Origin of the sequence: Paracoccus sp. KR1-242 (assembly GCF_049446195.1) — a bacterium.
Classification (GTDB): Bacteria; Pseudomonadota; Alphaproteobacteria; order Rhodobacterales; family Rhodobacteraceae; genus Paracoccus; species Paracoccus broussonetiae.
Genome location: NZ_JBMSED010000006.1, coordinates 190924 through 205319, shown reverse-complemented (window position 1 = coordinate 205319; position 14396 = coordinate 190924). Strand labels below are relative to the sequence as shown.

Genomic DNA, 14396 nt, shown 5'->3' with positions numbered 1-14396 from the left:
GGCGAGGCCGTCCGGCTAGGCGACCGCCAATTTCGGCAAACGCAGCCGCAGGATGTGCTGGGGACCGATCCGGCCGCCGTGATACAGCGCGCCATCATCGACAAAGCCGCCCGCAAGATAGATCGCGCGCGCCGCCGGGTTGACGACGTTGACCGTCAGCACGCAGCTCCCGGCTGCCGGATAGTGTCGGGCAAGATAGGGGCCAAGCGCCAGCATCGCGGCTTTGCCGCTTCCGCGCCCCTGCTCGGCCCGGTCGATCATCACGGCCCGCAGGCCAAGCTCTCCCTCTGCGGCAAAATCGAAGCGCGAGGGATATTCGCGATCGATCTTGAAGAAACCGACCGGCAGGGCGCCGCGGGTGACGGCGTGAAAGTCGCAGCCGGTTTCCTCGGACGCGAAATGTCCTGCGATGGTCCCGCAGAACGGCTCCTGTTCGGGCGTGACCCTGATATGGGCCACGCGATCGTATTCGTCCCGGCCGATCGGCTCGAGATGGATCATGCCTCCATCGCCTCAAGCTCGTCGATGAAGCCTTCGATCATCGACAAACCCTTGTCCCAGAATGCGGGGTCCGAGGCGTCAAGGCCGAAGGGTGCCAGCAGATCCTTGTGATGCTGCGAGCCGCCCGCCGCCAGCAGGGCGAAATACTTGTCCTGGAAGTCGGGAAGCCCGTCCTCATAGGCGGCGTAAAGCGCGTTCACCAGGCCATCGCCAAAGGCATAGGCATAGACGTAGAAGGGCGAGTGGACGAAATGCGGCACATAGGTCCAGAAGGTTTCATAGCCCGGCATGAACTCGAACGCATCGCCAAGCGATTCCCCCTGCACCGACATCCAAAGCGCGTTGATGTCGTCCGGGGTAAGCTCTCCTTCCGCGCGGGCGGCGTGAAGCTTGCACTCGAAGTCATAGAACGCGATCTGACGCACGACGGTGTTGATCATGTCCTCGACCTTGCCGGCGAGCAGGGCCTTGCGCTGGGCGGGGTCGGTGGTCTTGGCCAGCAGCGCGCGGAAGGTCAGCATCTCGCCGAAGACGGAAGCTGTTTCGGCCAGCGTCAGCGGGGTCGAAGCCAGAAGCTCGCCCTGTGCGCTGGCAAGGCGCTGGTGGACGCCGTGGCCCAGTTCATGCGCCAGCGTCATCACGTCGCGCGGCTTGCCCAGATAGTTCAGCAGCACAAAGGGATGCACGGTCGTCACGGTCGGATGGGCGAAGGCACCGGGGGCTTTGCCCGGCTTCACGCCCGCATCGATCCAGCCCTTGTCGAAGAAGGGCTCGGCCAGATCCGCCAGCTTGGGGGAAAACCCGGCATAGGCGTCAAGAACCGTCGCGCGCGCGTCAGCCCAAGGGATCAGCCGCGGAGTTTCGTTCGGAAGGGGGGCATTGCGGTCCCAGACCTGCAGCTTGTCCAGCCCCAGCCATTTCGCCTTGAGCCGGTAATAGCGATGCGACAGGCGCGGATAGGCGGCGGTGACAGCATTCCTGAGCGCCTCGACCACCTCGGGTTCGACATGGTTCGACAGGTGCCGCGCGGTTTGCGGGGTCGGCATCTTGCGCCATTTGTCCTCGATCGCCTTTTCCTTGGCGAGCGTGTTGTGGACGCGGGCGAACAGCTTGATGTTCTTGCCAAAGACCTTGGCCAGTGCATGTGCGCCAGCCTCGCGTTTTGCGCGGTCGTGGTCGGTCAGCAGGTTCAGCGTCGCCTCGATCCCCATTTCCTCGCCTTCGACATCGAAGGTCAGGCCGGCGGTCGTCTCGTCGAACAGGCGGTTCCAGGCGGCGGCACCGACGACCGAGTTATCGTGCAGGAAGCGCTCCAGCTCATCCGAAAGCTGATAGGGACGCATGGCGCGCATGCGGTCGAAGACCGGCTTGTAGCGGCCGGGACCGGCGGGATCTGCAAAGACCTCGGCATAGCGGTCGTCGGCGATGCGGTTGAACTCGAGGCTGAAGAAGACAAGCTTCGTCGTGTGTTCGGTGATCTGGTCCTGAAGGTCGCCTAGGAACTTGGCGCGCTCACCATCGGTGGTGTTCTGGTAGTAGCGCAGCCCGGCATAGGACATCAGCCGCCCGCCAAGGGTGTCGATCCGTTGATAGCGTTCGATGCATTCCAGCATCTTCGGCCCGTCCAGCGAGGCAAGGCGTCCCTCATAGTCGCGGGCGAACTGGCAGCATTCCTTGCGCAGCGCGGCCATGTCATCGGCCAGCTCGGGCGCATCCGGCGCGGGGTAAAGATCGGTCAGATCCCAGTCCGGCAGCTGACCCAGGTCGGCACCATGGGCGGCGCTGGGCAGGGCGTTCTCGTCGCGGGGAATCGTGCGGCCAAGCATCGGGGACGGAAAGCGAATCGCGGCGGAAGTCGTCATGGTCAATCCTTTCGATTGCCAAGGAATTTGGCTGTTAAGCCGTCCAGCCGCAAGGCATCGCCCGCAAGGAAGTTGTCAGACGGAGTGCGCCACTGTGCCGAAATGCTGGAGGATCGCCCGAAGGAAGGGGGTGCGCACGCTTTCCCGCTCCATCATCGGCTCATGTCGGGCACCGGGCAGAAGCATCAGCTGCGCGCCGGCCCAGCCATCGACACGGCTGCGGATTGCGCGGGCAGAGACAATGGCCTCGTCGCTGCCAAGCCCGACAAGGACGGGCAGATCGGGCGAGGGCAGGGCGGCCAGTCGCGTGCATTCGGCCAGGGCCTGCCCCAGCCAGCGATTGGTCACGCCGCCAAGGGAAAGTTCGGGCCAGGAGGCGGCCTCGGCCACGAAGCGGCCCCAACGGACCGGGTCGGTGGTCAGCAGGTTGCCGTCGAACGGGCATTTCAGCACGAAGGGTTCGTACCCGCCCGAGCCAAGCGCCGCACGTTCGTCCAGACGCAGGCGCTGGGCGAGAGCGGTCATGGCGATGGCAAGAAGCCGGGTCGGCGGACGCAGGTGCAGTCCCCACATCGGGGCGGAAAACACCGCGCTGTCGACCGGCAGCCCGTCCTGCAGCGCCGCAAGCCCGATGGCACCGCCCATCGAATGGGCCAGCAGATGCCAGGGGCGGGGAAGGTCGAGTTCGTTCGCGGCGACGACCAGTTCGACGACATCGCGCTGATAATCGCTGAAGCTGCCGATATGTCCGGGGCGGCTGTCGGCGATCAGGCGATCCGATAGCCCTTGTCCGCGCCAGTCCATTGCCAGGACATCCAGCCCGGCGCCGCAAAGGTCCAGCGCGAGGGCGTTATATTTTTCAAGATACTCGGTCCGGCCCGGAAACAGCAGCACGCTGCCCCGTGGCCGGTCCGAGGCCCAATGTCCGGCCCGCAGGCGAACCCCGTCCTCGGCCCGAAGCCAGAAAGGCCGGGCCAGGGGGTGGGGGTCGCCGGGCAGGGACCGGAAGGGCGCGGGGTCCACGGGGGATGCCGCGTCTTAGCCCAGCAGGGCGCCCAGCTTCATGGCGGTACCCATCGCGCCATCGACCTTCAGCTTGCCGGTCATGAAGGCCATGGTGGGGTTCACGTCGCCGGAAAGAAGTCCCTCGAAAGTTTCGCGGCTGGCGGTCAGAGTGACGTCCGCCTCATCATCCGCCGCGCGTGCGCCATTGGCGTCGATGTAGACGCTGCCCTCGCCCTCGATCACGAATTTGGCGGTGCCATCAAAGCCCTTGGCTTTGGGATCCAGAGCAGCGACGGCTGCCTCGACCACTTTACTCATCTGAATTCTCCCTTGACTGTGTCTGGAAATGGGTTGGGTGGAAAGTTACATAGTGGATATGCGATGGCTAGGCCCCCTTTTCCATATTGCCGTGGCGGCAGGCCTGATCCTGTCGCCGGCCATGTCGGGACATGCGTTGGCGCAACAGCTTTCGCCCCCGGATGCGCCGCAACCCAAGGATGATGGGGCACCGCCCGGCACCGCGCCCGATCCCGATTCGCCAGAGATGGCAGAACCCCCGACCGGGCTTGAACCGGCCGAGCCGGACCTGCCCACCGCCGATGCCCGCCTGCAGGAGCGTGAGGATCTGGATCTGCTGTTTGCCGAACTGGCCCAGCCGGATGGCGAGACCTGGGCGCGGGCGGAAACCGATATCCTGCGAATCTGGTCACGCTCGGGCTCGGCGGCCTTGGACTTGCTCTACAAGCGTGGAGAGGCGGCACTGGATGCAGGGGATACCGAAGCCGCGATCGGCCATCTGACCGCCCTGACCGACCATGCCCCGGATTTTGCAGGGGGCTGGTATCTGCGGGGGGTGGCGTTCTATCTGGAGGGGCAGGTCGGTCCCTCGATCTCGGACATGGCGCGGACACTGACGCTGGAGCCACGGCATTTCGGTGCCCTGACCCAGCTTGGCGCGATGTTCGAGGAACTGGGGGACGACAAGCGCGCGCTGGAGGCATATCGCGCCAGCTTGAAGATCCACCCGCATCAGGAAGATGCAGCCGACGCCGTCGAGCGTCTGGAAGACAAGACAAAGGGCACGGACGCCTGACATGCAGGACAGATCACGGGTCACGGCCGTTCTCGGCCCGACCAATACTGGCAAGACGCATTACGCGATCGAACGGATGCTGGCGCATCGCACGGGGGTCATCGGCCTGCCGCTGCGCCTGCTGGCGCGCGAGGTCTATGACCGCATCGTGAAGGCACGCGGCCCCTCGGTCGTGGCGCTGGTCACGGGAGAGGAGCGCATCGTCCCCGACCGGGTGCAATACTGGGTCGCCACCACCGAGGCGATGCCCGAGGTTGGCGCGGACTTCGTCGCCATAGATGAAATCCAGCTTTGCGCCGATCCCGAGCGCGGCCATGTCTTTACCGACCGGCTGCTGAACATGCGCGGCCTGCACGAGACGCTGCTGCTGGGAAGCGACACGATGCGTCCCGCCATCGCGGCGCTGGTGCCGGGCGTGCAGTTCATGCGGCGCGAGCGTTTCTCGACCCTGACATGGGCGGGATCGAAAAAGATCAGCCGGATGCCGCCGCGCTCGGCCATCGTCTGCTTCTCGGTCGACGAGGTTTACGCCACGGCAGAGCTGATCCGCCGCCAGAAGGGCGGTTGCGCGGTCGTCATGGGGGCGCTCTCGCCCCGGACACGAAACGCTCAGGTCGCGATGTATCAAGCCGGAGAGGTCGATTACCTGGTGGCGACCGATGCCATCGGCATGGGGCTGAACTTGGACATCAAGCATGTCGCCTTTTCGGGAACCGAGAAATTCGACGGCCGGCGCTATCGCCCGCTGTTCCCGCATGAGCTGGGACAGATCGCCGGGCGCGCTGGGCGGCATACCGAGCCGGGCACCTTCGGCATTACCGGTGATGCCGGGCATCTGGAAGACGGGCTGATCGAAGCGATCGAGAATCACCGCTTCCAGCCGATCTCGCGCCTGATGTGGCGCAACGGGGCGCTGGAATTCGGCACTGTCGACCGGCTGATCCAAAGCCTTGAGACCAGTCCCCAGTCCGAATGGCTGACCCGGGGACGCGAGGCGGACGACCTGCGCGCGCTGAAGGCGCTGGCCGCGATGCCCGAGATTCGCGATCGCATGACCCACCCCAAGGATGTCCGCCTGCTGTGGGATGTCTGCCGGATTCCCGATTTTCGCGGCATCTCGCCCGCCGAGCATTCGACGCTGCTGGCCCGCATCCTGGGCTTTCTGCAGGAAGGCGGGGTTCCCAGCGACTGGCTGGCGGGCCAGATCCAGCGCATCGACAAGGTGCAGGGGGACATTGATACCCTGTCGAAACGATTGGCATTCATCCGGACATGGACCTATGTCGCGCAGCGGAGTGGCTGGGTTTCGGACGAAAGCCATTGGCGCGCCGAGACGCGCGCTGTAGAAGATCGCTTGTCGGATGCGCTGCATGCCGCTCTGACGCAAAGATTCGTGGACCGGCGCACATCTGTCCTGCTGCGCCGGCTCAAGCAGAAGGAGAGCCTTTTGGCCGAGGTGAACGACAAGGGCGAAGTGACGGTTGAGGGCGAATTTGCCGGCCGTCTGGAAGGTTTCCGCTTCCGCGCCGATCCGAATGCAACCGGGGACGAGGCGCGGACGCTGACCCGCGCCGCCTATGAGGCCTTGCGCCCCGAATTCCATCTTCGGGCCGACAGGTTCTATAACGCTCCCGATACCGAGCTGGACTTTACCGAGCAGGGCGGCCTCATGTGGGGCAGCTCGGCCGTTGGAAAGCTCGTCAAGGGTTCCGAGGCGCTGAAGCCCGGCGTCGAGCCCTTCGTGGACGAAGAGGCCGGCCCCGAGATCATCGAGAAGGTGCGTCGCCGCCTTCAGCATTTCATCGACCGCAAGGTGGCGACCGCCTTCGAGCCGCTGAACACGCTGAAGAACGACGAGACGCTGTTGGGCCTCGCCCGCGGCTTTGCCTTCCGTCTGGTCGAGGCGCTGGGCGTCCTGCCGCGCGAAGGCGTGGCGAACGAGGTCAAGGATCTGGATCAGGACGCGCGCGGCCTGCTGCGCAAGCACGGCGTCCGCTTCGGCCAGTTCACGATCTTCCAGCCCGCGCTGCTGAAGCCCGCGCCGACCCGGCTGCGGCTGGTGCTGTGGGGACTGGATCAGGGCATGGGCGAATTCCCCGAAAGCCCGCCGCCGGGCCTGGTGACCATCCCCAATCTGCCGGACGTGCCCAAGGGCTATTACACGCTGTCGGGCTATCACCCTGCAGGCGAGCGCGCGATCCGCATCGACATGCTGGAGCGTCTGGCCGACATGCTGCGCACGCAGGACAGCCGCGCCGGTTTCGAAGCGACGCCCGACATGCTGTCGATTACCGGCATGACGCTTGAGCAGTTCTCGGGCCTGATGCAGGGCCTGGGCTATCACGCCGAAAAGGGTGAGCGTCCGAAGGCCCGCGCGGAAGCGCCCGCCGTGGTCGAGGCCGCACCGGAACCCGCCGATCACGACCGTCCGCTGACCGAGGAGGAAAGCGTCCTCGTCGCCGAAACGCGCGCCAAGTGGGAAGCCGAGCAGGCCGCCCGTAAGGCCGAGGAGGCCGCTGCTGCTGCCGCCGAGGCCGTCGAGGCCGGTGAAGTCGAGACGGTCGAGGCAGCTGCGCCCGAGGTCGAATCCTTCTATACCTTCACCTGGGCGCCGCGCCCGCGCGGCAACCGCCGTCCCGAACGTGGCGGCGAGCGTGGGGGTGAGCGCAATGGCGAGCGCCAGCCGCAGGGGCAGGGCCGCCGTTCCGGCGATGCCGGTCAGCGCCGCGAGCGCGATGCCTCGGGCGAAGCGCCGCAGGGCAAGCCGCGCGAGAACCGGTTCGAAGGCAAGCGCCGCGACGACAATCGCGGCGAGCGTTCGGATCGCGGTCCCAAGGGCAAGCCGCGTCATGACGGCGGCAAGGGCAAACCCCGCCACGAAGCCCCCAAAAGCTTCGAGGCCCGGCCCCCTAAGACCGAGAAGAAGATCGACCCGGACAGCCCCTTCGCGATTCTTGCCTCGCTCAAGAATAAGACGTGACCGAAGAGGGGACGGCCGACAGCATCCGGCTGGATCGCTGGTTGCATCACGCGCGTCTTTTCCGCACACGCACCCTGGCCGCCGACGCGGTCGGCCAGGGTGGCATCCGCCTGAATGGCAATCCCTGCTCCAAGCCAGCACAGATCGTCCGGCCGGGTGACGTCGTCACCGTTTCGGCGCATGGCCGCGTGCGCGCCCTGCGCGTCCTGTTGCTTGGCGAACGCCGCGGGCCCTCCAGCGAGGCGGTTGGATTGTACGAGGAAGTCGGGGTTTGAAGAGCCCGTGACGGCGAACCGGTTTCCGCCGGAAGGGCCTTCCTGAAAACGTCCGTCCGGCTTCGGCCCGACCTTGGCCAATGGCCGTCTTTTCCAGCGTCGCGGCCTTGAATGATCGACCGCCGAAGCGTAACTAGCCGGCAAGATACAGGATAGCTTGCCGCCATGACCTACGTCGTCACCGATAACTGCATCATGTGCAAATACACCGACTGCGTGGAGGTGTGCCCCGTGGACTGCTTCTACGAGGGTGAGAACACGCTTGTCATTCACCCGGACGAATGCATCGACTGCGGTGTCTGCGAACCTGAATGCCCCGCGGACGCCATTCGCCCAGACACCGAGCCGGACATGGAGCAGTGGGTGGAATTCAACCGGAAATACTCGGAACTCTGGCCGGTCATCACCCGCAAGAAAGAGCCGATGCCTGGTTACGAGGAAATGGACGGCCAGTCCGGAAAACTTGCGAAGTACTTCTCGGAAGCGCCGGGCGAAGGCGATTGAACCTTTCGTGACCTTGCGTCCTTTCGCCGCGATTCGCGCGGCGGGAATGCGAAGCGTTGGCGCGATTCCGCTGGCTTTTCGCTGAAATATCGGCGCAAATCGCTACGCGGCAAGGCGGGATGCCGTCCATTCCGCTACCTTTGATTTCGGCCCGATTTTGTGATATCTATATGACATAAGTCGCCGAACCGGTCGCGAGAGTGGCCTGTCCGGCGATGCTGCCTGCCCTGCCGACTGCCCGGTTAAGGGAAAAATCATCTATGCTGGCCCAGAAGGTTGGGGCGAACCCGCCTTTGGGGTTTTTTGCGCCGTGGACGGGCGCCGCTGTGAAGGAAGCTCAATGTCGAAATCCAAGAAGACTGAATTCCGCCCCGATGATTTCGTGGTGTATCCGACCCATGGCGTGGGCCGTATCGTTTCCATTGAAGAGCAGGAAGTCGCCGGCCTGCGCCTTGAGATGTTCGTCATCTCGTTCGAAAAAGACAAGATGACCCTGCGGGTCCCCACTGCGCGCGCCAGTGAGATCGGGATGCGTGGTCTGTCGACCCCTGATCTGGTTGAACAGGCGCTTGCCACGCTGAAAGGCAAGGCTCGCGTGAAACGGGCCATGTGGTCGCGCCGCGCCCAGGAATATGAACAGAAGATCAACTCGGGTGACCTGATGTCGATCGCCGAGGTCGTGCGCGACCTGCATCGCAGCGACGACCAGCGCGAGCAATCCTATTCCGAGCGTCAGCTGTACGAGGCCGCGCTGGACCGCCTGACCCGCGAGGTCGCCGCCGTCAGCGGCATCGACGAGGCCGGGGCCCAGAAGAAAGTCGGTGCCGTGCTGGTTTCGCGCGCGGCCTGATCCGACCGACATTTGTATTCGGGGCGTCCATCGGGGCGCCCCTTTTTCATGTCCGCATGGTCGGAATGAAAAACCCCCGGTCAGACTTGCTGCCGGGGGCTCTCGATTTCATGCGGCGACGGGATCACTCCTCGTCGGAATCCGGCACATCGGCAATATCGTCCAGCGACACGTCGCCGTCGTCATCGTCGTCGTCAAGCAGATCGTCGTCGAGATCGCCGGTGTCGGCATCATCGTCCAGATCCTCGTCATCCACCAGGTCGGTGCGGTCTTCGCCGCGCGCCGCGGTCTTCTCGGCGATCAGCGAGCGCGAGCGGCCGCTCGTCAGGCTTTCCAGCGAGAAGACGTTGCCGCAGGCCGGGCACGTCATCGGGTCGTTCGTCAGATCGTAAAAGCGGGTCGCACAGTGGGGGCACAGACGCTTCGTGCCCCATTCCTCTTTGGGCATGGTAATCTCTTTCCGCCGCAGTTAGGTAAATCCGCTGTCCCCTGCCACAGGTGGTGCAGGCTGTCAAAGCCTTTTCCCCTTGCGTGCGGGCACCGGTCAAGGCGCTATAGGTAACCAAGCAGGGGGACAGGTTCAAGAGCATGACCGGACAGGATGACGGGTTCCTTGTGGGCGGCGATATTCCGGTGCTTCTGCGCCGGTCGTCGCGCGCGCGGCGCATGACCCTGCGGGTCACGCGTGCCGAGGGGCAGGTGGTCCTGACATTGCCCACGAAAGCCAGCCTGACCGAGGGGCGTGCCTTCGTCGAATCCCGTGTCGATTGGCTGCGACGGATAAGAGCGACCATGCCGGTACCCAGCGTCATCCGCCACGGTGCCGTCCTGCCGGTCGAGGGGTTCGACGTGACCGTTACCCCCGCCGCAGTGCGGTCGGCGCGAATCGAGGGGGATCGGCTTCTGGTGCCCAGCGGTCGCCCGGTTGGCGTGGTCGTGGCCGCCTATCTCAAGCATCTGGCCCACGCGCGGCTGGTCCCGGCCTGTGACCACCACGCCGCCCGGCTGGGGCAACGCTTCCGCGCCATCTCGCTGCGGGACACGCGGTCCCGCTGGGGCAGCTGCACCCATGATGGTCGCCTGATGTTTTCCTGGCGGTTGGCCATGGCCCCGCGCGCCGTGCTGGATTACGTCGCCGCGCACGAGGTCGCGCATCTGGCGCATATGGATCATTCCGCGGCCTTCTGGGCGACCACCGCGCATCTTGTGCCCGATTATCAGCGCCATCGCGGCTGGTTGCGGCAGAACGGCCACGATCTTCTGGCCTGGCGTTTTCACGGGCAGGACGGTTGACCTTGGCCCTGTTTGTGATCACACGTGCGGGATGAACAAGCTTCCCATCCGTCCCGCAGAAATTTCTGCCCATGAACGCGTCTATCGCAGCCTGCGCGGCCGCATCATGCTGGGCGAGTTGCCTCCCGGCCTGCCGCTGACCTTGCGGGGACTGGCGGCCGAGCACCGCGTCTCGATGACCCCCGCGCGCGAGGCCGTGCGCCGATTGGTGGCCGAGGGCGCATTGACGCTGTCCTCTTCCGGACGGATCTCGACCCCCGAGCTTTCCGTCGAGCGGATCGAGGAACTGGCCGCGCTGCGGGCCCTGATCGAGCCAGAGCTTGCCACGCGCGCCCTGCCCAGGGCCCACCAGGCGCTGATCGACCGGCTGGCCCTGATCAATGCCGCCATCGGCGAGGCGGCCGAGGGGCATGATGCCGTGGGCTATATCCGCACCAATCTGGAGTTTCACCGCACGCTTTACCTGCGCGCGCAGGCCCCGGCCATGCTCGCGATCCTGGAGACGGTGTGGTTGCAACTGGGGCCGACCATGCGGGCACTTTACGGCCGGGTGAAGCGGCAAGAGCCGCCGCGTCATCACCGCCTGATCCTAGCCTCGCTGCGGGCCGGGGACGAACCCGGCCTGCGACTGGCGGTCCGGGCCGACGTGACCCACGGGCTGCGGCATCTGTCGCAGACCTAGATGCCCACCCACGGGGGGCGGGCGAGGGCTGTTCAGACTTCCTCGATCCTCAGCTCGACCGGCTCGCCATGGATGACGCCGGTGCGCGGCAGCGCCTCGATGGCCAGGTCGATGGCTTCGGGCGTGGTCTTGTGAGTGACGATCAGGACTGGTGCGACGCCCTCGGTGTCGTGCTTGCCATATTGGCGCATCCGGTCGATCGAGACCCCGGCATCGCCCAGCACCGTCGCGACCTTCGCCAATGCGCCCGGCTTGTCGGCCAGTTGCAGTCGCAGGTAATAGGCGGCGGGAACGGCGGTGCGGGCGCTGACGGGGGTGGAAAGCTGACTGGCGGGCTGGGCAAAGGCCGGCATGCGCACGCCACGCGCGATCTCGACGATGTCGGACAGGACGGCGCTGGCGGTCGGGCCCTCGCCCGCGCCCGCGCCGCGCAGGACGATCTGGCCGACCGAATCGCCTTCGATCACCACCATGTTGGTGCCGCCCTGAAGTTGTCCGAGCGGGCTGTCGGCGGGCACGAGGCAGGGGGACATGCGCTGTTCCAGCCCTCGTCCGGTCATCTGGGCGACGCCCAGCAGCTTGATGCGATAGCCCATGTCGGCGGCGCGGCGGATGTCGTCGATGCTGACGCGCTCGATCCCCTCGATTTCGACCGCGCCAAAGGTCGGGCGCGTGCCGAAGGCGATCGAGGCCAGGATCGCCAACTTGTGGCTGGCGTCGATGCCGCCCACGTCCAGCGTCGGATCGGCCTCAAGATAGCCAAGCTGCCGGGCTTCCTCGAACACGGTGTCATAGGGCAGGCCCGCATTCTCCATCCGAGTCAGGATATAGTTGCAGGTGCCGTTCATCACGCCCATGACGCGTCGGATGTCGTTGCCGGCCAGCGACTCGGTCATGGTCTTGATGACCGGGATCCCACCCGCGACTGCAGCTTCGAAGCGCAGGACGCAGCCGTTCGCCTCGGCCAGTTCGGCCAGCTCCTGTCCGTGGATCGCCAGCAGCGCCTTGTTCGCGGTCACGACATCCTTGCCGGCCTTCAGCGCGGCGGTGACGGCTTCGCGCGCCACACCCTCATCCCCGCCGACCAGCTCGACGAAGACATCGACATCGTCGCGCACGGCAAGGCTGCGCGGGTCGTCTTCCCAGGCATAGCCGGACAGGTCGATGTCGCGGTTCTTGGCGCGGCTGCGCGCGCTGACGGCGGTGACAGAGATGGGGCGACCCGCACGCGTTGCCAGCAGCGCGGCATGTCTCTGCAGGATCTTGACGGTGCCGGTGCCGACCGTCCCGAGGCCAGCGATGCCGAGACGAAGCGGAGAGGCGTCTTGCCCCGAGTTCTGGGCGGTCATGTGAAGCTCTTTTCTACAGGTGAGGCGGTGTTAGCGGATGGCGGATCGCGTTGCAACGCGTGGCTTAGCCGTCATCATCCCCGGACCAATGGCCCTGGATCCCGGTCGCCCGCATGACGCCCAGGACGCGGTTGCCGATCTCGACCGTGGTGCGGCCGATTGCCTCAAGCTCGGCCACGGTCAGCGCGTGGTCGAAGATCTCGCCCTTCATGTTGACGAAGGCGGGATGCCAGCGCGCGGGATCGTCGGTCGGACGCCACGAGGCGTGGCAAAGCAGGTTCCGCTGCCGCTTGATTTCATTCAGGTGCTGGGTCAGGCGATCGCGATCCGGCAATCCGGGATGGCGGCGCATGGCGGCATCCAGCTGCTCGATCAGCGTTCCCATCGAATCGTCGGCCAGGCTGGACATGCGGGAAAGCCAGGCGTGCAATTCTCGTTCGGTCAGGTCGTCAGCCAGCCGGGCCTTGTCCAGCGCATAGATGGTGCGCTTGATGATCTCTTCCAGCCAGCCGAAGGTGGCCACGCAATGCCCAAGCGTCGCCGCGAAATCGGCGGGCAGGGTATAATGCGTCGCGGGCGGGGCGCCTATTCGCGCCACAGCTCTTTCACCCAGCTGACCGGCCGCAGATAGTGGCGCAGGTGCTTCGACAGGCTTTCGCGCCGACGCCCGTCAAAGGTCGCGCGCAGGTGGTCCATCGCGGCCAGAGGCGGGGTCTTGTGGTCCCAGCGCCCCTCGATCGCGTCGGGCGGGTTCAGGTTGCCCGGAAAGATGACGATCCGCGTTCCCTTCGGGATATGCGCCTCGCGGATGTAGTTCAGCGGAAAGATCGGCACGCATTGCATGCGGAAATGCGCCAGCCAGCGCCGCGGCCAGAACTTGACGCCGCCCGGCGCGTTGCGGGTGACGAAGCGCTGTTCATAGCGGTACTTGTCCGCAGCCCCCTGCGGATCGGCGCGGAACAGATCCTGCAGCGGTTTCAGCTTGCCCACCCGCATCCGATAGACCGAGGTCTGGCCCAGCTTTTCCAGCGGTGTGTTCGGGTTCAGTCCCAGGACGGTATCGTCGGGATCACCGAAGCTGAAGAATTCATCAAGGCTGCCGGTCACGATCACGTCGAGGTCAAGGAACAGGACCACGCCCGTCACGTCGCCCAGATCGCCCCAAAGCCGCGATTTCGGCCATTTGCCACGAGTATTCACCGGGGCCTGATATTCGAACTCGGGCAGGGGGCGGACGGCGATGTCGGGATGCAGCCCGGTCCCGTCATCGGTAAAGCAGAACAACCGGAACGGGGGCGTGATGTTGCGCGCAATCATCCCGTGCAGGCGGTTGACATATTCCGGCCCGAATTTCGTGCCCCACTTGATGCAGATGATCTGCTTGACCGTGCCGTTGCGACCGTCGTTCATGCCGTCCTCGTCGTTTCACGGGACTCTTTCACAGGCCCCGCGGGCTGGCAAGGCGGGGTCACAGGATCTTCTGCAGCAACACCAGATCCAGCCAGCGCCCGAACTTGCGCCCCGACTGCGGCAGGCGACCGACCGGTTCATAGCCAAGCGCCAGGTGGAAGGCGACGCCGCCCTCGTTCTCGGCCGAGACGGCGGCGACCATGGTATGGGCGCCCCCGCTACGGGCATGATCCTCGACCGCGCGCATCAGGTTGCGGCCAAGCCCACGGCCGCGTGCCTGACCGGACAGGATGATCGTGTGCTCCATCGCGTGGAGATAGCCATTGCCGCCCCGGAACTGGTCATAGGTGGCAAAGCCCATGATCTGGTCGTCTTCCTCGGCGATCAGGAATTCGCGCCCCTTGCCACGGCGCGTCGCGATCATCTGGCCCAGGCTTTCCAGCGTTCTTTCCTCGGACGAGAAGGTGACCGTGGTTTCGCGGATCATCGGGTTCCAGAAGGCGAGGATCTCGGGCAGATCCTCGGGCGTGGCGGGGCGGATGGGCATGGTATCCTCGCATTGATGGCGCGCCGCCGATGCAGCGGCGGCGCG

General features: G+C 65.5%; 16 protein-coding genes. 7 read left to right on the top strand and 9 right to left on the bottom strand.

What is annotated here, in order from left to right; all coding sequences use genetic code 11:
* Positions 1–15: 15 nt before the first annotated feature.
* The 4 genes from ACO2Q4_RS10825 to ACO2Q4_RS10810 all read right to left on the bottom strand — a co-directional run bounded on the left by ACO2Q4_RS10825 (position 16) and on the right by ACO2Q4_RS10810 (position 3686).
* Entirely contained in the window at positions 16–501 is a 486-nt protein-coding gene (locus ACO2Q4_RS10825) for a GNAT family N-acetyltransferase (RefSeq protein WP_423319204.1), read from the bottom strand.
* The gene (locus ACO2Q4_RS10820; protein ID WP_423319289.1) at positions 498–2327 is read right to left on the bottom strand and encodes a M3 family oligoendopeptidase; all 1830 of its coding nucleotides are present in this window, start codon (positions 2325–2327) and stop codon (positions 498–500) included. The genes ACO2Q4_RS10825 and ACO2Q4_RS10820 overlap by 4 nt, the downstream gene beginning before the upstream one ends.
* A 111-nt stretch (positions 2328–2438) precedes the next feature.
* Positions 2439–3386: an alpha/beta fold hydrolase gene (locus tag ACO2Q4_RS10815; RefSeq protein WP_395132347.1), complete on the bottom strand. Its 948-nt coding sequence runs from the start codon at positions 3384–3386 to the stop codon at positions 2439–2441.
* A gap of 15 nt (positions 3387–3401) precedes the next feature.
* Entirely contained in the window at positions 3402–3686 is a 285-nt protein-coding gene (locus ACO2Q4_RS10810; protein WP_311758213.1) for an SCP2 sterol-binding domain-containing protein, read from the bottom strand.
* 136 nt (positions 3687–3822) lie between these two features.
* Between ACO2Q4_RS10810 and ACO2Q4_RS10805 the strand changes: the two genes are divergently transcribed.
* The 5 genes from ACO2Q4_RS10805 (at position 3823) to ACO2Q4_RS10785 (ending at position 9070) form a co-directional block, all read left to right on the top strand.
* Positions 3823–4461 (top strand): tetratricopeptide repeat protein, encoded by a 639-nt coding sequence (locus ACO2Q4_RS10805; protein ID WP_423319202.1) that lies wholly within the window; start codon positions 3823–3825, stop codon positions 4459–4461.
* A 1-nt stretch (position 4462) separates the two neighbouring features.
* Positions 4463–7441: a helicase-related protein gene (locus ACO2Q4_RS10800; RefSeq protein WP_423319200.1), complete on the top strand. Its 2979-nt coding sequence runs from the start codon at positions 4463–4465 to the stop codon at positions 7439–7441.
* Positions 7438–7716 (top strand): RNA-binding S4 domain-containing protein, encoded by a 279-nt coding sequence (locus ACO2Q4_RS10795; RefSeq protein ID WP_423319198.1) that lies wholly within the window; start codon positions 7438–7440, stop codon positions 7714–7716. Before ACO2Q4_RS10800 ends, ACO2Q4_RS10795 begins: the two co-directional genes overlap by 4 nt.
* 165 nt (positions 7717–7881) lie before the next feature.
* Positions 7882–8220, top strand: coding sequence for a ferredoxin FdxA (fdxA, locus tag ACO2Q4_RS10790; protein WP_311758217.1), 339 nt, complete (start codon positions 7882–7884; stop codon positions 8218–8220).
* 340 nt (positions 8221–8560) lie between these two features.
* Positions 8561–9070: a CarD family transcriptional regulator gene (locus ACO2Q4_RS10785; RefSeq protein ID WP_311758218.1), complete on the top strand. Its 510-nt coding sequence runs from the start codon at positions 8561–8563 to the stop codon at positions 9068–9070.
* 124 nt (positions 9071–9194) lie between these two features.
* Here the strand turns inward: ACO2Q4_RS10785 and ACO2Q4_RS10780 are convergent, their stop codons facing one another.
* Entirely contained in the window at positions 9195–9518 is a 324-nt protein-coding gene (locus ACO2Q4_RS10780) for an FYDLN acid domain-containing protein (protein ID WP_311758219.1), read from the bottom strand.
* 140 nt (positions 9519–9658) lie between these two features.
* Here ACO2Q4_RS10780 and ACO2Q4_RS10775 point away from each other — a divergent pair, with 140 nt between their 5' ends.
* The gene (locus ACO2Q4_RS10775; protein ID WP_423319195.1) at positions 9659–10363 is read left to right on the top strand and encodes a M48 family metallopeptidase; all 705 of its coding nucleotides are present in this window, start codon (positions 9659–9661) and stop codon (positions 10361–10363) included.
* A gap of 31 nt (positions 10364–10394) precedes the next feature.
* On the top strand, positions 10395–11045 hold the full coding sequence (locus ACO2Q4_RS10770) for a GntR family transcriptional regulator (RefSeq protein WP_311758221.1): 651 nt from the start codon (positions 10395–10397) through the stop codon (positions 11043–11045).
* A gap of 32 nt (positions 11046–11077) precedes the next feature.
* On the opposite strand, the gene ACO2Q4_RS10765 is transcribed toward ACO2Q4_RS10770, so the two are convergent.
* The 4 genes from ACO2Q4_RS10765 to ACO2Q4_RS10750 all read right to left on the bottom strand — a co-directional run bounded on the left by ACO2Q4_RS10765 (position 11078) and on the right by ACO2Q4_RS10750 (position 14351).
* Positions 11078–12394, bottom strand: a complete 1317-nt coding sequence (locus tag ACO2Q4_RS10765; protein ID WP_311758222.1) for a homoserine dehydrogenase — start codon at positions 12392–12394, stop codon at positions 11078–11080.
* A gap of 64 nt (positions 12395–12458) precedes the next feature.
* On the bottom strand, positions 12459–12992 hold the full coding sequence (locus tag ACO2Q4_RS10760) for a hypothetical protein (protein ID WP_423319193.1): 534 nt from the start codon (positions 12990–12992) through the stop codon (positions 12459–12461).
* A complete protein-coding gene (locus ACO2Q4_RS10755; protein WP_311758224.1) occupies positions 12980–13804 on the bottom strand; it encodes a glycosyl transferase in 825 nt (274 codons plus the stop codon). Before ACO2Q4_RS10755 ends, ACO2Q4_RS10760 begins: the two co-directional genes overlap by 13 nt.
* A 58-nt stretch (positions 13805–13862) precedes the next feature.
* Positions 13863–14351: a GNAT family N-acetyltransferase gene (locus tag ACO2Q4_RS10750; protein ID WP_395132359.1), complete on the bottom strand. Its 489-nt coding sequence runs from the start codon at positions 14349–14351 to the stop codon at positions 13863–13865.
* Positions 14352–14396 lie beyond the last annotated feature (45 nt).